This is a genomic window from Synechocystis sp. PCC 7509 (assembly GCF_000332075.2).
In the GTDB taxonomy this organism is placed as follows: domain Bacteria; phylum Cyanobacteriota; class Cyanobacteriia; order Cyanobacteriales; family Chroococcidiopsidaceae; genus Aliterella.
Window position 1 is genome coordinate 850,647 of sequence record NZ_ALVU02000001.1, and the last position, 19,427, is coordinate 870,073.

At 39.3% G+C, this 19,427-nt stretch carries 15 protein-coding genes and 1 pseudogene; 8 read left to right on the plus strand and 8 right to left on the minus strand.

Annotated features, from left to right (window positions below; all coding sequences use genetic code 11):
• The first annotated feature begins 13 nt into the window (after window positions 1–13).
• Window positions 14–1,663: an alpha-amylase family glycosyl hydrolase gene (locus SYN7509_RS0204365; RefSeq protein WP_009632705.1), complete on the plus strand. Its 1,650-nt coding sequence runs from the start codon at window positions 14–16 to the stop codon at window positions 1,661–1,663.
• Between the two features lie 57 nt (window positions 1,664–1,720).
• On the opposite strand, the gene SYN7509_RS0204370 is transcribed toward SYN7509_RS0204365, so the two are convergent.
• Window positions 1,721–2,998: a cation:proton antiporter gene (locus SYN7509_RS0204370; RefSeq protein ID WP_009632704.1), complete on the minus strand. Its 1,278-nt coding sequence runs from the start codon at window positions 2,996–2,998 to the stop codon at window positions 1,721–1,723.
• Window positions 2,999–3,119: 121 nt separating this feature from the next.
• On the opposite strand from SYN7509_RS0204370, the gene SYN7509_RS0204375 reads away from it, so the two are divergent.
• Entirely contained in the window at window positions 3,120–4,490 is a 1,371-nt protein-coding gene (locus SYN7509_RS0204375; protein ID WP_009632703.1) for a cytochrome P450, read from the plus strand.
• Here the strand turns inward: SYN7509_RS0204375 and SYN7509_RS0204380 are convergent.
• From SYN7509_RS0204380 to SYN7509_RS0204390, 3 genes are read right to left on the minus strand one after another with little or no spacing between them, the layout of a single operon-like run.
• On the minus strand, window positions 4,487–4,963 hold the full coding sequence (locus tag SYN7509_RS0204380) for a Uma2 family endonuclease (protein ID WP_009632702.1): 477 nt from the start codon (window positions 4,961–4,963) through the stop codon (window positions 4,487–4,489). The genes SYN7509_RS0204375 and SYN7509_RS0204380 overlap by 4 nt on opposite strands.
• A gap of 3 nt (window positions 4,964–4,966) precedes the next feature.
• Window positions 4,967–6,319, minus strand: a complete 1,353-nt coding sequence (locus SYN7509_RS0204385) for a (Fe-S)-binding protein (RefSeq protein WP_009632701.1) — start codon at window positions 6,317–6,319, stop codon at window positions 4,967–4,969.
• Window positions 6,320–6,334: 15 nt separating this feature from the next.
• On the minus strand, window positions 6,335–7,639 hold the full coding sequence (locus tag SYN7509_RS0204390) for an FAD-binding oxidoreductase (protein WP_009632700.1): 1,305 nt from the start codon (window positions 7,637–7,639) through the stop codon (window positions 6,335–6,337).
• Between the two features lie 127 nt (window positions 7,640–7,766).
• On the opposite strand from SYN7509_RS0204390, the gene SYN7509_RS0204395 reads away from it, so the two are divergent.
• Window positions 7,767–10,577, plus strand: coding sequence for a sensor histidine kinase (locus SYN7509_RS0204395; RefSeq protein ID WP_009632699.1), 2,811 nt, complete (start codon window positions 7,767–7,769; stop codon window positions 10,575–10,577).
• Between the two features lie 100 nt (window positions 10,578–10,677).
• Window positions 10,678–12,381, plus strand: coding sequence for a DUF3352 domain-containing protein (locus SYN7509_RS25105; protein ID WP_158506133.1), 1,704 nt, complete (start codon window positions 10,678–10,680; stop codon window positions 12,379–12,381).
• Between the two features lie 75 nt (window positions 12,382–12,456).
• Here SYN7509_RS25105 and glcD read toward each other — a convergent pair whose 3' ends face one another.
• The 4 genes from glcD to SYN7509_RS0204420 all read right to left on the minus strand — a co-directional run bounded on the left by glcD (window position 12,457) and on the right by SYN7509_RS0204420 (window position 16,429).
• Window positions 12,457–13,929 (minus strand): glycolate oxidase subunit GlcD, encoded by a 1,473-nt coding sequence (glcD, locus tag SYN7509_RS0204405; protein ID WP_009632697.1) that lies wholly within the window; start codon window positions 13,927–13,929, stop codon window positions 12,457–12,459.
• Between the two features lie 219 nt (window positions 13,930–14,148).
• Window positions 14,149–15,039: a glycine betaine ABC transporter substrate-binding protein gene (locus tag SYN7509_RS0204410; RefSeq protein WP_009632696.1), complete on the minus strand. Its 891-nt coding sequence runs from the start codon at window positions 15,037–15,039 to the stop codon at window positions 14,149–14,151.
• Window positions 15,036–15,680, minus strand: coding sequence for an ABC transporter permease (locus tag SYN7509_RS0204415; protein ID WP_009632695.1), 645 nt, complete (start codon window positions 15,678–15,680; stop codon window positions 15,036–15,038). The genes SYN7509_RS0204410 and SYN7509_RS0204415 overlap by 4 nt, the downstream gene beginning before the upstream one ends.
• Entirely contained in the window at window positions 15,677–16,429 is a 753-nt protein-coding gene (locus SYN7509_RS0204420; protein WP_009632694.1) for an ATP-binding cassette domain-containing protein, read from the minus strand. Before SYN7509_RS0204420 ends, SYN7509_RS0204415 begins: the two co-directional genes overlap by 4 nt.
• 121 nt (window positions 16,430–16,550) lie before the next feature.
• Here SYN7509_RS0204420 and SYN7509_RS25110 point away from each other — a divergent pair, with 121 nt between their 5' ends.
• From SYN7509_RS25110 to SYN7509_RS0204440, 4 genes and pseudogenes are all read left to right on the plus strand, one after another.
• Window positions 16,551–17,657 carry an AAA family ATPase gene (locus tag SYN7509_RS25110; RefSeq protein ID WP_038021245.1) on the plus strand — a complete coding sequence of 369 codons (1,107 nt, stop codon included), beginning with the start codon at window positions 16,551–16,553 and terminating at the stop codon, window positions 17,655–17,657.
• Window positions 17,658–17,943: 286 nt separating this feature from the next.
• Window positions 17,944–18,186, plus strand: coding sequence for a hypothetical protein (locus SYN7509_RS0204435; RefSeq protein ID WP_158506134.1), 243 nt, complete (start codon window positions 17,944–17,946; stop codon window positions 18,184–18,186).
• 153 nt (window positions 18,187–18,339) lie between these two features.
• Window positions 18,340–18,564: pseudogene (locus tag SYN7509_RS31635) on the plus strand (DUF4276 family protein); the annotation flags it as partial.
• A gap of 84 nt (window positions 18,565–18,648) precedes the next feature.
• Window positions 18,649–19,353, plus strand: a complete 705-nt coding sequence (locus SYN7509_RS0204440; RefSeq protein WP_009632690.1) for a Uma2 family endonuclease — start codon at window positions 18,649–18,651, stop codon at window positions 19,351–19,353.
• Window positions 19,354–19,427 lie beyond the last annotated feature (74 nt).

Below are 19,427 nucleotides of genomic sequence, written 5' to 3' on the forward strand. Positions count from 1 at the left end.
TTGACTTACTTATATGGCAACTCCCATAGAATTTAATTTATTTGCACCATATATAAAAGGCGCTGCATTAGTTGGCGAATTTTCTGATTGGAAAGATGTACCAATGAAAAAAGGCGAAGATGGTTACTTTCGTACTCTAGTAGAACTAGAAGACGGAGTTTATCAGTATAAATTTCGCGTTCAATCTAAGTCGTGGTTTTTTGAACCGGATCAATGGGTAGAAGTTGTAGATCCTTACGCGGTAGATATTGATAACGCTAGTCAAAATGCGATCGCCCGGATTAAAGACGGGGAAAAAATCGTTGATACTTATGTATGGAAACACGACGATAAACCCTTACCCGCCGATAGCGAATTAGTTATATACGAGTTGCACGTAGGCGACTTTTCGGGGGGAGAAGATGACCCCTTTGCACGGGGTAAATATAAACACGTAGTCGAAAAATTAGATTATCTGTGCGAATTGGGTGTAAATGCGATCGAAGTTATGCCTGTAAAAGAATACCCCGGCGACCATAGTTGGGGCTACAATCCTCGCCACTTCTTTGCTACAGAGTCAAGTTATGGCCCTACCGAAGGATTAAAACAATTAGTAGATGAATGTCATGGTAGAGGGATGCGGGTAATTATGGATGGTATTTACAACCACTCCGAAGCCGAAGCGCCCTTAACTCAAATCGATCACGATTATTGGTATCATCACGCCCCCCGCGATCCTGACAACAACTGGGGTCCAGAATTTAACTATGAGTTTTACGACGAAAAACTAGAAACCTACCCCGCACGTAAGTTTATCGGCGATAACGTGCGTTTTTGGGTAAGTGAATATCATACCGATGGCATCCGTTTTGATGCTGCGCGGCAAATTGCCAATTACGACTTCATGCACTGGATTGTCAAAGAAGCCAAAGATACAGCCAGCATGAAGCCCTTTTATACCGTTGCCGAACATATTCCCGAAACTGCCAGTATTACTAATGTAGATGGGCCGATGGATGGTTGCTGGCACGATAGTTTTTATCACTGCATTTTAGAGCATATCTGCGGCGATACCTTCGATCTTGAACGCTTGAAAGATGTAATTGATTGCAAACGTCAAGGGTTTATGGGCGCTACGAATGTTGTAAATTACCTAACAAATCACGATCATAATCATGTCATGGTGGAATTAGGCGATCGCGAAATCTTTGACGAAGCAGCTTTTACTCGTGTCAAATTAGGCGCAGCTATTCTGTTAACCGCCGTTGGTGTCCCTCTCATTTGGATGGGTGAAGAATTTGGCGAATACAAACCTAAAACCCCAGATTCTGCCAAAATTGATTGGACTTTATTAGGTAATGACTTAAATCGCGGTTTGTTTGAATCCTACAAAGGCTTAATCAATCTGCGTAAAAGCAATCACGCTCTTTATACAGAAAATATCGAATTTTTCCACGAAAACCCCGAAGCAAAAGTTTTAGCTTACACCCGTTGGAATGATGAAGGTTCGCGCGTGGTTGTAGTTGCCAATTTCTCGGAAAACTTCTTAGCTGGCTATCAAGTTTCTGGTTGTCCCGCCGGAAGATGGCACGAATGGACAAAGGACTACGATTTAGAATCTGGCGAAGAAGGTTTAATGACAGACTTAGGCGCATACGAAGCCAAAGTATTTGTTTGGCAGTAATTCACTGAGTTTTGACATAAAAAACCCCTCTCTGGTATAGAGAGGGGTTTTTTGATTTTAAGCTTCCTCAACTTCTGGCGCAGATTGACCAAACTTTCTACGGCGGCTAGTTATCAATTTCTCGTAACGATTCATCAGTGGCGTTGTGCTAATACCGTGCAAAATGACCGACAGCACAATAGTAATGTAGGTAATCCAGGCAACTTGTTCGCCCAAAGACCCTTTCAAGCCATGCCCAAACGCATAACATAAGTAATAAATAGAACCGACCCCGCGCACCCCAAACCAGCCAAATAACAAGCGAGTAATGGGTTTGTAATGACCGCCGATGGTACTAATCCAAGCCCCCACCGGGCGAATTACAAATAGCAACAAGCCGCCAATTAACAAACCAACGCTTAAATATTGCCAAATTGCTTGGACGCGCAACAGCGAACCTAAAATTAAAATTGTCGCTACTTCCATCAATTTCTCAATTCGTTCTGTAAATTCAAGTTGAGAATGATGTTTTTCTTCGTCTGTATATTGCCTTTGTGCTGCTATAGCCGCGACAAAAACCGCTAGAAATCCGTAGCCGTAGACAACTTCTGTTAGAGAATAAGTAAGCAAAATTGTGGCGATCGCAATAAAATCTGCCATCAAATCATCTACAGGTGTATACTTTTCTAGCTTTTGTTGTAGCCAAACGACGGATTTAGCAACAATAATTCCCATTCCTATACCCGCAACTACTGCCCAGATTAGGTCTACCGCCACCCATTCTTTAAACCAGTCTTGCCAGTTATTACCTTTTTCTAGCCAATGAATCCCAAAATAGACAAAGGGGAAAGCTAAAGCATCGTTTAAGCCACCTTCGGAAGTTAAGCCAAAACGCAATTCATCTTTGTCATCGGTATCGGCTAGCTGAACTTCTGAAGCTAGTACGGGGTCTGTAGGCGCAAGAATTGCCCCTAGTAATATCGCAATTCCCCATTCCATTTTTAAACCCCAATGGGCAACTGCTGCGATCGCAAAAATGGTAATAGGCATCAAAAAGCCAATTAGCCGCACCGTTGAACGCCAAGCCCAAAAGTTTAGCTGCCGATTCATTTTCAATCCGCAACTATATAAAGATACCAGAACAACAAATTCTGTTAATCTCTCCAGAAAGTTAGCATCTGGTCGCAATTGAACAATATTAAATCCATAAGGGCCAAGAGTAATACCGACAACTAGATAAATTAAGGCAAAAGAAAGCGGTAATTTAGCAATCCAGCCCGATCCTAAAGTCACGAAAAGTAGCAAAAAACCAATCACAAATAGATCGATAATATATATATCTAAATCCAAACCCATAGAAATCGCCTAACAAACAACAAGCCGCTTCCGCAAGCTTACAGCGAAGTTCCTTTACCCTAAATCCACCTCAGACAGATTACGGCAATAAAAAGTTAAAAATCATCTTAATTAGCGTTTTATGAAATTACCTGATGGCCCTAAAACTTTGCCTTTTATCCAAATGCTGCAATGGATTAGTAACCCTTTAGAATTTATGGATAATTGCAGCCAGCGTTACGGCGACTGTTTTACAGTCCGGTTGGCTAACTTTAAACCGATGGTGTTTTTTAGCAATCCTCAAGCCATTGAGCAGATTTTTACAAGCAATTTAGGGCAATTTGACTCTGGTAGAGCAAATTCTGTTTTACAGCCTTGGGTAGGCGATAAATCTTTGCTATTACTCGATGGGCGCAGCCACCAAAGGCAAAGAAAGCTACTTACACCGCCCTTTCATGGCGATCGCATGAAGTCTTACGGCGAGATGATTTGCAATATTACCGAACAAGTAATTAGCACTTGGCAAATTGACAAACCTTTCTCTGTGCGATCGGCTATGCAGGAAATTTCTCTATCAGTTATTTTACAAACAGTGTTTGGCTTGCAAGAAGGCGATCGCACAGAGAAACTTAAGCGGCTTTTAACCTCACTCCTTGATATGACTTCTTCGCCACTAAGTTCTAGCTTAGTTTTCTTTAAAGCCTTACAGCAAGATTTGGGTGCGTGGAGTCCTTGGGGGCGTTTTGTTCGCCAAAGAGCGCAAATAGATGAGATTATTTATGCTGAGATATGCGATCGCCGTCAACACCCCGATTCGTCGAGGGTAGATATTCTGAGTTTGCTAATGTCAGCTATTGACGAAAACGGCGAACCAATGAGCGATGTAGAATTACGCGACGAGTTGCTAACTTTACTGGTTGCAGGTCACGAAACTACAGCTTCAGCTTTAACTTGGGCGTTGTACTGGATTCACCATTTACCAGAAGTCAAAAGTAAACTATTGGATGATTTGGCTACAGTAGGAAATTTAGATTTTAATGCAATTGCCAAACTTCCCTATCTAAATGCCGTTTGTCAAGAGACGCTGCGAATTTACCCGATCGCTATGCTGGCATTTTTCCGCATTGCTAATGCTCCCATCAATATTATGGGGCAAGAGTTTGAACCTGAAACTGTGCTTACTCCCTGCATTTACTTAACTCACCACCGCCTAGACCTTTACCCAGAACCCAACCAATTTAAGCCAGAGCGCTTTTTAGAGCGGCAATTTTCTAAGTCAGAATACATCCCCTTTGGTGGTAGCAATCGGCTCTGTATTGGCATGGCATTCGCCTTATACGAAATGAAATTGGTGCTGGCAACGGTAATGTCCCGCTATAGTTTGGCGATTTCTGGAAATCAAACAGTAAAACCTGTACGTCGCGGGATTACCTTAGCGCCTTCCGGCGGTAAGTGGTTGGTAGCAAAGCAGCGTCATACTTCTAGAGAACTTGTTAGTAGCCAAAAAACTTAGATTTGGATGGAGTTAGGAAAATTTGGCACAATCACTGAATTTATCATCTGTCCATCTTTACTATAAAAACTCATTTCCCCCTTTTCGTTACATAACCAAAATTCTGTCGCACCAGCTTTAAAATAAAGCTCTTTTTTAAACTTCATTTCTTCCAATGTATTGCTAGATGATTTTATTTCAATGCAAATTTCTGGCGCAATTGAACAAACATCATCATTTTTGATTTGTTGATATCGCTTTTTAGAAATCCATATCACATCAGCTACTTTTACATTATCTTCCGTTTGAATTGGACACGCTGGATAAGTTAAACCTTCTTTAACCAGTGATTGAATTAAAGACTGAATTAAACCTTGATAAATTGAATGCTTGTTTTTCGCTGGACTCATTACAATTTGTCCCCAACGATTAAGCTCAATTTTATAAGGGATATTTTGCAATGCTGTATCTGCACAAACTTCTTGCCAGTTCATAAGTTATTTTTGTAACTTTATTCCCCGAATTGAAAAATCTAATAATTCTATTGGGTGAATTACATCTATTTTTTTACCTTGCATTTTTAAATGTTTATTTATTTGCAAAGTACAGCCAGGATTAGCTGAAGCAATTAAATCTGCACCAGTATTAAGGAGATTTTCAACTTTTTGGTTTCCCAACTCCTCCGCAATTTCCGGTTGCAGCATATTATAAACTCCCGCACTACCACAACATAAAGCCGCATCAATAGGTTCAACTAGCTTGACTTGAGGAATTTGTTTTAATAATTGACGCGGCTGGACGCTAATTTTTTGACCGTGCAGTAAATGACACGCATCTTGATAAACAAGTGTTAATGTTTCCTCAGTAATTGGCAGCAATTTCGCCGTCAATCCTACTGTTACTAAAAACTCTTGAACATCTTTAACTTTACTTGCAAATTCTTGAGCTTTTTCTTTGTATTCTGCGTCATCTTCTAAGATATGTCCGTATTCTTTTAAAGTATGTCCGCAACCAGCAGCGTTAATAATTATCGCATCAACTTCCGTATCTGCAAAACTATCAATCATTTGTCTCGCCAAGCTTTGCGCCTGCTGCTTTTGTCCTTGATGTTCGGGAAGTGCGGCGCAACAACCTTGACTTTCAGGAATTACCACTTCACAACCATTAGCCGTTAAAACTCTCACTGTCGCCTCATTAACTGGCGAGAAAAATAAGCGTTGTACGCAGCCTAAAATCATCCCTACACGATAACGTTTTTTACCTTGGGCGGGAATAACTGTAGGTAAGTTATTTTGAAAGGCTTTAAAAGTAACTTTTGGTAAAATTGATTCCATCGCAGCTAGGCGAGGAGATACTATTTTAAGTAAGTTTGTAGCACGGACAATTTTTTGTAAGCCTAGCTTTTGATACACCAATAAAGGCGCAAGCAAAAAGCGCAATCTATCAGGGTAAGGAAATAAAGAAAAAATGATTTGTCTAATTAGTTTATCGGGCAAACTTCGGGGGTAGTTTCGCTCAATTTGCGGACGAGTTGCAACTAATAATTTGTCATACTGTACCCCCGATGGGCAAGTTGTCACGCAAGCAAGACAACCTAAGCAAGAATCAAAATGTTCTACGGTAGCTTCGTTTAAAGAGATTTCCCCTTTGTTGATAGCATCCATTAAATAAATTCTACCTCTGGGGGAATCCATCTCTTTACCAATTACTCTGTAACTTGGACAGGTAGAAAGGCAAAAACCACAATGAACGCAAGTATCAATTAGTTTAGGATTGGGTGGGTTTTGTTCGTCAAAACCATTAATACTACTTAGAGTTGCAATGTTATTATTAGTATCTTCGGTTTGCATAAATTAAAAAATTATCTAAATTCCGCCAACAAAACGGTGAGGATTAAATACATTCTTGGGGTCAAATTGATGTTTGATTTTACGCATCAATTCCAAAGAGTTACCAGAGTAACCCCACACATCTAGCTGTTGCTTGCAATTAATGGGTGCTTCTAATATTGTAAGAAAACCGCCGTTGCTTTGACAGTGCGATCGCATTTTTAAAATCTCTGCTACGGTAGTATCGGCTGCACATTTCCACATCCCTAACCCACTAAGTGCGTGAATTAAGCTTTTCCCCCCACTGATACTATCAAGTTGCAGCAATACTTCTACAGCCGCAGATGGTAACACGCCGATTTTACAAGTAATTTGCTCTACATCAGATTGGCGCATTTGCTGCTGTAGTCTATCCCAGAGGCTAACTTCCTCTTTATCTGCATAAACAGCACTTTGCAAACCTAACTGTTTCCCAACTTCTACAAGAGTTGCTGACTGTTGTTTTACGCTTTCCTTTAAGCTGGCAAAACTAGCAATTAATCCCATCCCCTCCCCTAGTTGCAAATTGGTGACTAACTGGGGTGACAATAAATCGAATTTAGCAGGGGTTAAAGCCGAAGCGCGGAGAGTTTTTGTTGCTTGGGTAAGATTTGCTACGTCTCCTGTCAATACAACGGTTTCTGACGCTTCTGGTAACGGATAAACTCGCAAAGTTGCTTGACAAATCGCCCCTAATGTACCGTAAGAACCAGTAAATAGCTTCATTAAGTCGTATCCGGCAACATTTTTTACTACCTGTCCTCCCGCCGTCGCAATCTGTCCATCGGCGCGCACAAAGGTAATACCTAGTAATAAATCTCTGACTCCACCGTAGCGTTGGCGCAGCGAACCAGTGTCCGCCGTAGCGATAATACCTCCAATAGTAGCTGATTCGGGGCTGGTGGGGTCGAGGGGGAGAAATTGCCCAGATTTTGCTAAAACAGCCTGCAAGTCAGCAAATTTAGTTCCAGCTTCTACTGTTACTGTTAAATCGCCTATAGCGTGTTCAATAATTTGGTTTAAGCCTTCGGTACTCACAACTATATCCGCATTTTGTACCAACCCACCCCAGCCAAGTTTGCTACCACCGCTACAAAGTAAAATTTTTCTGTTGTTATTGTATGCATAGGCAATAACTGCGGCTAGTTCTGGCGGATTTTGGGGATAAATAATACAGTGTGGATTATGAGAAGATGCAAAAGCTTGAGTTATTTCTTTTTGTTTGGTAAAGTCTAGGTTTTCCCACTGGCAACAATTTTTTGGGCTAACTAGAGTGTTTATTTGAGAATAAGTCGCATTCATCCTAATTCATTTAATACTAGCAACAGTAAAATTACTGATTTAATTTATATTATAGGGACTTACGCCATGAGCAAAACAATTATATTTATAATTAGTTTTTTAAATCTGCAACCATAGTTAAGGCATAATGTTTTCTCCCTTTATTAATAAAAGAGCCTTTTTAGCCTTAGTTTTTCTCACTCTAGCAGCCTTAGCAGGCAACTATTTTACCCTCGATTTATTTTGGGGTATATCTTTCCTGTTTGGTAGTATTGCTAGTTTGGTGGTTTTGTACCTTTTTGGTACTCCTTGGGGTGTTTTAGTAACTCTTATTTCTAGTATTCAAACTATAGTTTTATGGCATCATCCTTATGCCGCAATTCTTCTTGGTTTAGAAATTTTATTTATAGGGTTATTCCGTCGCCAGCCTTCAAATATTCTCTTAGTAGATATACTCTACTGGCTGATTATTGGTATGCCTTTAGGTTGGTTATTTTATGCTTTAGTTTTAAACTTAAATAATACGCAAGTTTTACTTTTATTACTTAAAAAAGCAGTAAATGGAATTGCGAATGCTTTAATTGCCAATTTAATAATTACCTACCTACCTCTTAACAAATGGCTGCATCGTCCACAAGCTGACAAAAAAATATCTTTGCAATCAAACATCTTAAATCTATTAATTTGTTGTTTATTTTTACCTTTATTAGTATTGACGCTTTTGGATAGCAATCGCGTTGTAAATCATCTGGTTAGTGATATACAAGCCGATCTTGAACTCACTTCCAGCTTTCTATCTACTGAATTGCAAGCTTGGCATCAAGCTCACTTAGATCGATTTAATAAGTTAGCTCAAATCGCTGTAAAAAGCAACGTTAAGTCTTCGGCAAATTTGCAGCTTAGTACAGATTTAATGCAACAACTATTCCCAGACTCTTACAGTATTAGCATTGAAAATAATCTAGGAAATCAAGTTGCATTTTCTGGAAACAACCAAAATAAAATAATTGGCAACTCAGACAATAAATTACTTATAGAAAAGGCAAAAAATACTTTAAAGCCTATACTTAGTAGCGCAATCAGTGATTCCAGCTTACCCGATTCCATAGTAAACTTAATAGTTCCAATAGTTAGAAATAAAGAATTTTTGGGTACAGTCAATAGTAATTTGGATCTGCGTTACTTCAGCCAATTACTTAAAATAAACAATAGCAATAAATCTTGGCAATTTACTATTCTTGATTCTCAACAACGCATTATTGCTAGTACGGGGACGGAAATAGAAACAAGTTTTGCCCGCCGCCAAGAAGGAGAATTTAGATATATAAACTCAACAATGTATAACTGGTTGCCATCTAAACCAAATTTGACACCTATTAATCGTTGGCAACAATCTTTATACGGTCAAAAAATTAGTATTAATGATACTATTCCCTGGAGCATAGTTGTAGAATTGCCTGCAAAGTCTTATATTAATTACTTAAATTCTCTATACATCAATAACTTTGGTATTGTTTTAATTGTCGGAGTTTTAGCAATAGAGTCAGCAATAATTGTCAGCAGAAAAATATCTAAACCTTTAGCCAAGCTAACCGATTTAACTAATAATTTACCTCATAAACTTACTACTAGAGAAGATATTGAATGGTTTTATAGCCCAATAATTGAAATTGACTCTTTAATAAATAATTTTAGGTTAATGGCGATCGCATTAAATAATAAATTTACCGAAATTCAAAATATTAACAAATCTCTTGAAGAACAAGTGCAAGAGCGGACAAAGGTCGCCCTGCGTGTAAAAATGAATTTGATAAACGTAATCAATCAACACCAACAAACCGAAGTAGCACTACACGAAACTGAAGCAAGGTACTGGGATTTATTTGAAAATGCTAACGATTTAATTCAAAGCGTTACCCCAGAGGGTAAATTTATTTATGTTAATCGTGCTTGGCGAGAAGCTTTAGGTTACAACCAAACAGAAATTGATAATATATCTATGCTAGACATTATTGATTGCGATAGCCATGCTCACTGTATAGAAGTGTTTGAACAGGTAATGTCAGGAGAAAAAATTGATAAAGTTGAAACTACATTTATTACTAAGTTTGGCAGAAAACTTATCGTTGAAGGTAGCGTAAATTGTAAAATTGTGCATGGCAAACCTGTGTCTACTCGGAGTATTTTTCGCGACATTACTGAGCGCAAGCAAGCAGAAGCTGAAATTCAACACGCCTTACAAAAAGAAAGAGAACTTGGCGAACTCAAATCCCGCTTTATTAATACCGCTTCTCATGAGTTTCGCACACCTTTAACTATTATTCTCATGTCTGCTAGGTTGCTAGAACAATTTAATCAGCAAGCCAGCGAACAACAAAAAAACTTATATTTTGAACGCATCAAAGCTGCTATTAAGCGCATGAATGAATTACTAAATGATGTTTTACTTGTGGGTAAGTCAGAATCAGGGAAAACTGAACTTAATTCAACTCGCCTAGCTTTAATCAAGTTTTGCCAGCAATTAATAGAAGAAACACAAATGAGTACAGGTAGCCATCATATTATTAATTTTATTAGTCAAGGTGATGATACTAGCGCTTATTTAGATGAAAAACTCCTCCGTCACATTTTAAGTAACTTACTTTCCAATGCTATTAAATATTCTCCTCAAGGTGAGGAAGTTAATTTTAAGTTAACTTGCGAAACTAATCAAGCAACCTTTGAAATTAAAGATAGTGGTATTGGCATTCCTGTTAAAGATATAGAACAGTTGTTTAACTCTTTTCACCGAGGTAGCAATGTTAAATCAATTCCCGGTACGGGATTAGGATTATCAATTGTGAAACAATATGTAGAATTGCACGGCGGCACAATTACTGTTAATAGTGAATTAGGAGTAGGAACTACATTTACAGTTGTATTACCTTTTATTTACAATCATCAGTTTCATAAGAATTAAACATTTATAAAAAATTAAAGGGTTTTTAATATATTTAGCTAACTAAGGTAGAATACAAATTGATATTTTAAAACCCAGGTAAAAAAAATTGTTATCATTTTTGACCTCATCAATAATAGCAGTAAATACTGTTCCAATTAACTCTCAATCTCTACCGCAAAAACTATCCTCACCTGCACCAGTTACCCAGTTTTTACCCACCGACACAACGCTTATAGGAATAGTTAATACCAAAACTGAAAAATGGCAAAGCTTAACTAAATTTGAACTATTTGCCCAGATTTTCAATGCTGTAGAAAAGCAACTTCCTACTCAAATGGGCTTAAATTACCAAACAGATATTAAACCCTGGTTGGGAGAACAAGTAGCTTTTACACTTTTGCCTCAAAAAGATATAAAACCAGGCAGTTTAGAGGGTAGTTTTCTACTTTTAGCGACGGTAAAAGATGAGCAATCATTACAAGTATTAATAGATAGATTAAAAAGTAGTAACGCGCAAGAAGTAACCGAAAGACAATACAAAGGTGTAAAAATTTTGGAATGGAAACCGTCTGCACCTATTGCACCAGTTTCTACTTTGCCTAAATCGTCTGTAGCCGCAGTCCCAGGTATACCCAATTTACCTATGCCTAACCGAAATAGTATCAAAAATCGAGGCATGGCGATCGCACTCCTACCAGGATATATAGTCACAGCCAGCACAGCTAAACCCATTGAACAGTTACTAGACAAGCCTCCAGGTAGTGCTAATTTAGCCCAAAACCCCAATTTTAAACAGCTAACCCAGCATCCTCAATATAATCAAGCCCTATTTACCCTCTACGAAGACCCGACTAAGGTTCTTTCTTTATTCAAGTCTTTAGCTCAAGATCCTAGCTTACCCTTTCCCATTGCTCCCAGCGCCATTACTTCCGCCCAAGTAGAGCAATATAGTTCAATAGATGGTTTAGTGTGGGAACAACCAGAAGGCTTACGCTTGCAACTGTTCGCCCACCGCAAAACACCCAGTTTAGCTAATATCCTAACTCCCAATACCGCGCAATTACTCCCGCGCATCCCCGCACCCGCGTACTCTGCAACTACTGGAAGCAATATTTATCTGCAATGGCAAATGCTAGAAACGGCGCTAAATGGATATCCACAATTTAAAGATGGACTTGCCAAGTTGAATCAAACTATTACTAGCACAACTGGATTAGACCTCAATAAAGATATTCTAGGTTGGATGGATGGCGAGTATGCTTTGTTTTCTTATCCTACCGAACAAGGCTTAATAAGTAGCCAGTTAAAGATGGGTTTAGGCTTTTTTGTCCAAACAACAAATCGTAGCAAGGCTGAATCTACTTTAAATAAATTAGGTCAATCTCTCAAGACTCTTTCTGGCGGCGCATTATCTACTAATACTTACAATGATATTGATGGTTTCAATGTCAATAGTTGGAACTTTGGAGAACAAAGTATATTTGCTTACAGTTGGGTAGATGATAAAACTCTATTAATTTCAACGGGATTAGGCGCAGTTACAGAATTGTTACCCCAGCCTCAAAAACAACTAGAAAAAGATTACAACTTTGCTACAGCTATAAGTTCCTTGCCATTTCCTAATCAAGGTTATTTTTATATCAATATGGGTTCTTCTTTGGCGTGGGTATATAGTCTTGCACCGGAAACATTTAATACTCCAAGCTTTCAAGTCTTCAAGCAAGTTATTGGTAGTGTGCGTAGTTTTAGTACCACAACAACTACTACTAGCAAAAAAGAGCAATATGACGGCTTAGTTGTACTAGCACCTGCTAAAAAGTAATATAGCAATCCTATGCAGATTCATAAACATTAACCGTAGGGGCGCAATGCATTGCGCCCCTACAACTAAAAATATCTAAAATAACTCTACCTTCTCAAATTGCTTTAGATTTTGAGCATTTGCTGCTTCTCCGCAAGTACGGGGTGTGGGAAATATTTTATCGGGATTAGCTAAACCTTTCGGGTTAAATGCTGTGCGAATATACTGCATAGTTTCTAAATCTACTTCTGTAAACATATTCGGCATATAACACTTTTTATCTGCGCCAATCCCATGTTCTCCCGAAAGACTACCGCCGACTTGGACGCAAAGTTTGAGAATATCGCCGCCTAATTCTTCGACTTTTTCAAAAGCCCCAGGAACAGCATTATCGTAAAGAATTAGCGGGTGCAAGTTGCCATCTCCGGCGTGAAATACGTTAGCAATTTTGTAACCGTATTTTTTACTCAAGTTTTCAATTTCTTGCAATACAAATGATAACTTAGTGCGAGGAATTACCCCATCTTGGACGTAATAATCGGGGCTGAGATGTCCCGCCGCCGCAAAAGCTGCTTTACGCCCTTTCCATAATTTATTGCGCGTTTCTATATCCTTTGCAGAAGTAACATTTCTCGCGCCGTTTTGTTTACAAATAGCTGCAATTCTCTTTTTCATTTCGTCTACTTCTACTTGCAAACCATCTACTTCTACAAGTAAAATTGCCTCGGCATCGCGGGGATAGCAATTTGTTGCTAATACATCCTCTACAGCGTTAATGCTGAGATTGTCCATCATCTCCATTCCCGCCGGAATTATCCCTGCGCTGATGATATCGGAAACCGCCGCCGCCGCCGCTTCAATGCTGGTAAAGTCTGCTAGTAAAACGCAAATTGATTCGGCAGTTTTGAGGATTTTTAAAGTAATTTCTGTAGCAATTCCTAACGTGCCTTCCGAACCAACAAATACTCCGGTAAGATCGTAACCAGGCATCTCTGGTATTTGTCCGCCTACATCAGTGATAGAACCATCGGGCAATACTAACTTTAGTCCCAAAACGTGGTTAGTTGTTACGCCGTATTTCAGGCAATGTACGCCCCCGGAGTTTTCCGCGACGTTACCACCAATAGAACAAATAATTTGACTAGAAGGGTCGGGGGCATAGTAAAACCCCGCACCGCTTACAGCTTGCGTTACCCAGTTGTTAATTACCCCAGGCTGTACAGTAACTCGCTGATTTTCTAAATCAATATCAATAATTTGCCGCATTAAAGCTGTAACAATTAGTACGCAATTTTCTGTAGGCAGTGCGCCACCTGATAAGCCCGTACCCGCACCCCGCGCAATAAATGCTATAGAATTGCGATCGCATACCTTAACTATCTCTGCTACTTGTTCGGTGGTTCTTGGTAATACCACAACTTCCGGGCGCTGCCGATAGCTAGCTAATCCGTCGCACTCATAGGTTATCAATTCTTCCCGGCGCTGCACTACGCCCTTTGTACCTACAATTGCCTCAAATTGCTTAATTATTGGCTTCCAGTTGCGTTGCTTGCTTGCTTCAACTAACATTAAAGGCTTTCCAGTATTAATCTTTATATCTATGATGAATTAAATTTTTGTGTATTTTTGTAAAAATTTTTAATTCTTATTAGACTTTTGCTTGTGTATTTTTGCCTATTGACATACAATTATATAATCGAGATATCAGCAAAAATATTATTAGGGCAAATATTTCCCATTATAACATAAATTTTAAACCAAAAAGCCGCCCAAGTCAAGCCCCATACCTTATTTAATCAACTTTTTTGCCAGTAAAAACTCGCTGACAACTTGTTTAACATTTTGCTTTTCGCCTTCGACTAGGTAATTCAAGCGCTGCATTTGTTTTTCATCAATTAAACCGCTTAGTTGCGCGATCACACTTTGCAATTCTGGATGTTGTTTTAAAACAGATTGACGCACAATTGGCGTAGCTTCGTAGGGTGGAAAGTATTGCTTATCGTCCGTTAGCACCACCAAATCTAAGCGGGGAATTGCGCCATCGGTAGAGTTTCCGGCAACTATATCTACTTGCTTTTGCTGCAATGCTTGGTAAAGTAAACCTAAGTCAATAATTTTAGGTGGCTTTGTAAACTTGAGATTATAGGTTTTGCTAAGTCCTGGTAAACCGTCTTCTCTTTCACTAAACTCATAACCAAAACCTGCTTGCCATTGGGGAGTATATTTAGCCGCTTGAGAGATTGTTTGCAGGTTTTTTGCTCTAGCCTCATCGCCGCGAATAATCATGGCAAAAGTATTTTGAAAACCCAAAGGCGGCATAACTTCTAACTGAAACTGCTTTGCATAATCTTGTTTTAATTGCTGATAAACTTTTTGGGGATCGGTAATTGCTTTTTGCTTCAAAATAGTAGTAAAAGCTGTACCTGTATACTCAACATAAGCATCAATTTGTCCGGCTTTAATTGCTTCGTGACAAATAAACGTGCCGCCAAGATGCAGGCGACGATTGACTTTGAGCTTAGTATTGGCTTCAATATGCTGCACTAAAAGTTCGCCTAAAATATCTTGCTCGGTAAAATCTTTAGAGCCAATGGTAATAGTATTGCTAGGAGCAGAACAACTATAAATCCCAATAATTAAAGCAAAACTTACCAAGCATAACGCCAAAAACCTTTTCATCTTCTACTTACCTTTGTAAACCGCCCTTCCAGCCAACCAATAGCTACATCTAACAATAAAGCGATCGCGGCGGCGGGAACAGCACCCGCTAAAATTAGATCGTTATTTAACGTTGCAATCCCTCTAAATACAAATTCGCCCAAACCCCCCGCACCAATCGCCGCCGCAATAGTCGCCACCCCAACGCCAATTACCGCCGCTACTCTCACTCCTGCCAAAATTACCCCCAAAGCTAAAGGAATTTCTACTTGCAATAATAACTGGCGGCTAGTCATTCCCATCCCTTTACCAGCTTCCCGAATCGCCGGATCGATATTAATAATCCCTGTATAAGTATTGCGAATAATCGGTAAAAAAGAATATAAAGTTAGGGCAATAATTGCCGTGCGATCGCCAATCCCGCCAATATAGGGAATAGGTAGCAAAAAACCAAACAGCGCCAAGCTAGGGATAGTTTGCAGGATATTAGCAATCCCTAAAATTGGTTGACGCAGATTTGCTTGACGAGTAATAACGATTCCCAAAGGAATACCGATAATTGTGGCAAAAAATATCGCTGTACCAACTAAAAATAAATGTTTACCTGTAGCTGCAAAGATATCAGAACCATATTTAACTAAGAAAAAATCGCTAATATTCACGGTTTGAACATCCCTAAACAGTCTAAAAAAGCGATCGCTTCGCTTTGAGAAGATTTTAAAAATTCTGTGGGGGTTTCTAATACTACCAAGCGTCCGGTTTCCATTAAACCAATGCGAGACGCAAGTACAAAAGCTTCTTGGATATCGTGAGTTACAAAAATCACAGTTTTATTTAATTGCTGTTGCAGCTTGCGAAACTCTTGTTGCAACTCTAAGCGCGTAATTGGATCTAATGCGCCAAAAGGTTCATCCATTAATAATATCGGCGGATCGGCAGCTATAGCCCTTGCTACGCCTACTCTTTGGCGTTGTCCTCCCGATAATTCGTGGGGATAGCGATCGCTAAACTGTACCGGATCTAACCCAACCAACTGCAATAACTCATGAACCCGCGCTTTAATCTGTTTGGGATTCCAGCCTTCTAAAGAGGGAACTAAACCAACATTGCGGGCGATCGTAAAGTGAGGAAATAAGCCAATTTCTTGAATTACATAGCCAATAGTACGCCGCAACTTAATTAAATCCCAATCCTTTGTCGATCGCCCATTTACCCTAACTTCCCCTCCAGTAGGCATAAATAAACCATTAATTAGCTTCATCGTAGTAGTTTTGCCGCTACCACTGCGCCCTAAAAGTATTAAAGCTTCTCCTTGATGGACGGAAAAATTGAGATTGGAGACTAGAGAGCGATCGCCCACGCTAAAAGTAACATTATCAAATTCAACAGCAATTTCTCGATCTTCTGGCATGGTTGGCTAGAACAATAATAGGTCTATGAACGGGCGATCGCGGGATACAGGGAAAAATATGATAATGCCTGGTAAGGGCTTAAATCTTCCTAAACCAACTGTAAATATAGAAGACAATACTATGAATTCCTTTGAATCTATCAAAATCGAGGGCTACCGTCGCTTATTTGACGTTGAAGTTGAGATGCGACCCTTGACAGTGATGATTGGTGCTAATGGTGTAGGTAAAACTTCATTACTAGAAATATTCTCGCTTCTCGCAGCCTCCGCTAAGGGTCAATTGCAGTCAAAAATATCTGATATGGGCGGTTTAAGCGAGATGATGACTCGTGACAAAGCTGATAGTTTAGCGATCACATTAGCCATGAGTGTAGCAGGTGGATATGCACCGTTAGATTATTACCTTAAACTCGAGCCCAAAGGTCAGTTTTATGAAATTGGCGTAGAAACCTTAACCCAAAAGAATAATCCTAATGCTCATGAATATCTCAAGCATATAGATTCTCACAGAGCAGATGTTAAGTATTTTGAGCCGCCAGATCAACATTATGTATTACGTCCAAATTGGGAACACAATCCTTATGAAACATCACTCTATCAAGTTCCTAAAATGTACCAAGAGCCAGAGAATCTTCGCAAGCGGTTGGCTTCCTGCACATTTTATGGGGCGTTAAATGTAGCGGCAAAAAGCCCCGTCCGTCTACCGCAATCAATGAGTCCTGCAACTTTACCAGGTGCGAATGGGGAAGACTTAGTATCTTGCCTTTATTATCTACGCGAAACAGAGTCAGAACGATTTGAAATCATAGAAGATACACTTGCGGCGGCTTTTCCAGATTTTGACCGTTTAGGATTTCCCCCCGTAGCCGCCGGAACATTGGCTATGACTTGGAAAGACAAAAATTTTTCCAAACCTTTGTATATGCACCAATTATCTGAAGGTACATTAAGGTTTTTGTGGCTAATAACACTTCTACAAAGTCCTAGTTTAACGGCTGTAACTTTAATTGACGAGCCGGAAGTTAGTTTACATCCAGAATTATTACGACTATTAGCCGATTCAATGCGAGAAGCTTCTCAAAGAACTCAACTAATTGTAGCAACTCACTCCGATAGACTAATTCGGTTTTTAGAACCCAAAGAAGTGTTAGTTTGTGATGCTGAAGATGGATTAACAACTATGAGTTGGGCTGATTCTTTTAATTTAGATAACTGGTTGCAAGAATGACTACAAAACGCTTTACTATTGAGTTTAATCAGATAGCTCAACTTCCTCAAATTTTGCATAGACTTGTAAAGCTCAAGTCTTTGGAATCTCTTAAGATTAATTGTTGCGATCTCGATTATCTACCGGACACAGTTGCTGACTATCTGGTTTAAAACATCTATCATTGTGTGACAATTACTTTTCAGAAATACCATTAGTAATCCAAGAGCTAAAAAACTTGGAGCAACTACTTATGCGTCGAAATAAGATAAGTTGTATAACTTCTAATATAGTCCAACTCAAAAATTTGACCCTATTAGATTTAGGTGAAAATGAAATAACTAAAATTCCTAATGAAATTGGAGAGTTGAGAAAGTTACAGCGGCTTTATTTAGATGAAAATCCTATTTCATACGTCTCTCCATCTATTCAGAATTTAATTAACTTAGAATATCTTTCCATAGACCACGATATGAGAATTACGTCAAGCATTAGTCTATTACCAAAAACAGTAGAAGTTGATATGCCTATCGATACTTCTTTCACGTAGAGTCATTAGATGTGCAGCTTATACAGTTTCGCTCTGTAAGAATAGACCTCTTACAAAAGTTCCTTTTGCAAGAGGTCGGGAAAAGGTAAGAATTTTCCTTTAACCCTTCCCCCTTACCCTTTAACCTATTTCTGCAAGAAGTCTAACAAGTCTGCACCAACTGGAGCGCCAGAGCAAGTTAATCATCATAATCCGCCGTCCTATCGGATTAAAGAAGTATTTGAGAGTGGTAAATGCGATCGCAGTTATAGCAAAATCCGCGATGCTCAACGCATTCTAAAAGACAATGATTTGATGGTAGCTGTCAAAGCCTGTCCTGAATTAAAGGCTTTTGTAAATACAATTTTATTACTTTGTGAAGGCGATTTGATTATTTAGTGGTACAAAGCGCAGAAATTGCGATCGCCGTTTTTCCCGTCTACAGTTAGCTAAACTATAAGCAACCCAACGACTGCAACTATTATGGTACAAAGCAGCGAAACTAATGCCCCAATATTTCCCCCTAGCGACTTATTGAGCGACGAACCACCCTGGGAAACTTACCGCCACCTCAAACAAATCATTTTGTTACTAACTAGCCTAGAACGCCTGTGGCAAGACCGTCAGGACTTCTTTGCTGGGGCTAACTTAAGCATTTATTACAGCGATCGTCAACCCAAATCTGAAGATGTCCGAGGTCCAGATTTATTTGTAGTGCTAGACACTGAGCGTAAAGAGCGCAAAAGCTGGGTAGTTTGGGCGGAAGATGGCAAATATCCCAACTTTATTTTAGAAATTCTTTCTGACTCCACCGCTAAATGCGATCGCGGATTGAAAAAGCAACTGTATCAAGATATTTTTCGTACTCCCGATTACTTCTGGCTTGACCCTTATAGCTTAGAGTTTGCGGGGTTTAAACTTAATTATCGTCAGTATGAGGCGATCGCGCCTAACGATCAAGGCTGGCTGTGGAGTAATGAATTACAGCTATATCTAGGCATTCTTAACGAACAGTTACGGTTTTTCACGCCGGAAGGAGATTTAGTTTTAATCCCAGAGGAAGCCGAAGTAATCAGCAATCAAAGAGCAGATACCGAACGTCAACGCGCCGAAACCGAACGTCAAAGAGCAGACTTCTTGCGGCAAAAACTACAAGAATTAGGCATCGATCCAGATGAAATAATGTGATAACCAACTCTTGACTAAAATTACCTAGTTTGGCGATCCTAGGGCTAGAGGGTTTTAATAATTGATATTTGAGG

What these genes read in the sequence shown, in the direction of transcription:
- glcD (WP_009632697.1), bottom strand. Translation starts at nt 13,929, where the DNA reads ATGTTAGTTGAAGCAAGCAAGCAACGCAACTGGAAGCCAATAATTAAG.
- SYN7509_RS0204365 (WP_009632705.1), top strand. Translation starts at nt 14, where the DNA reads ATGGCAACTCCCATAGAATTTAATTTATTTGCACCATATATAAAAGGC.
- SYN7509_RS25110 (WP_038021245.1), top strand. Translation starts at nt 16,551, where the DNA reads ATGAATTCCTTTGAATCTATCAAAATCGAGGGCTACCGTCGCTTATTT.
- SYN7509_RS0204380 (WP_009632702.1), bottom strand. Translation starts at nt 4,963, where the DNA reads ATGAACTGGCAAGAAGTTTGTGCAGATACAGCATTGCAAAATATCCCT.
- SYN7509_RS0204370 (WP_009632704.1), bottom strand. Translation starts at nt 2,998, where the DNA reads ATGGGTTTGGATTTAGATATATATATTATCGATCTATTTGTGATTGGT.
- SYN7509_RS0204395 (WP_009632699.1), top strand. Translation starts at nt 7,767, where the DNA reads ATGTTTTCTCCCTTTATTAATAAAAGAGCCTTTTTAGCCTTAGTTTTT.
- SYN7509_RS0204390 (WP_009632700.1), bottom strand. Translation starts at nt 7,639, where the DNA reads ATGAATGCGACTTATTCTCAAATAAACACTCTAGTTAGCCCAAAAAAT.
- SYN7509_RS0204410 (WP_009632696.1), bottom strand. Translation starts at nt 15,039, where the DNA reads ATGAAAAGGTTTTTGGCGTTATGCTTGGTAAGTTTTGCTTTAATTATT.
- SYN7509_RS0204375 (WP_009632703.1), top strand. Translation starts at nt 3,120, where the DNA reads ATGAAATTACCTGATGGCCCTAAAACTTTGCCTTTTATCCAAATGCTG.
- SYN7509_RS0204385 (WP_009632701.1), bottom strand. Translation starts at nt 6,319, where the DNA reads ATGCAAACCGAAGATACTAATAATAACATTGCAACTCTAAGTAGTATT.
- SYN7509_RS0204420 (WP_009632694.1), bottom strand. Translation starts at nt 16,429, where the DNA reads ATGCCAGAAGATCGAGAAATTGCTGTTGAATTTGATAATGTTACTTTT.
- SYN7509_RS0204440 (WP_009632690.1), top strand. Translation starts at nt 18,649, where the DNA reads ATGGTACAAAGCAGCGAAACTAATGCCCCAATATTTCCCCCTAGCGAC.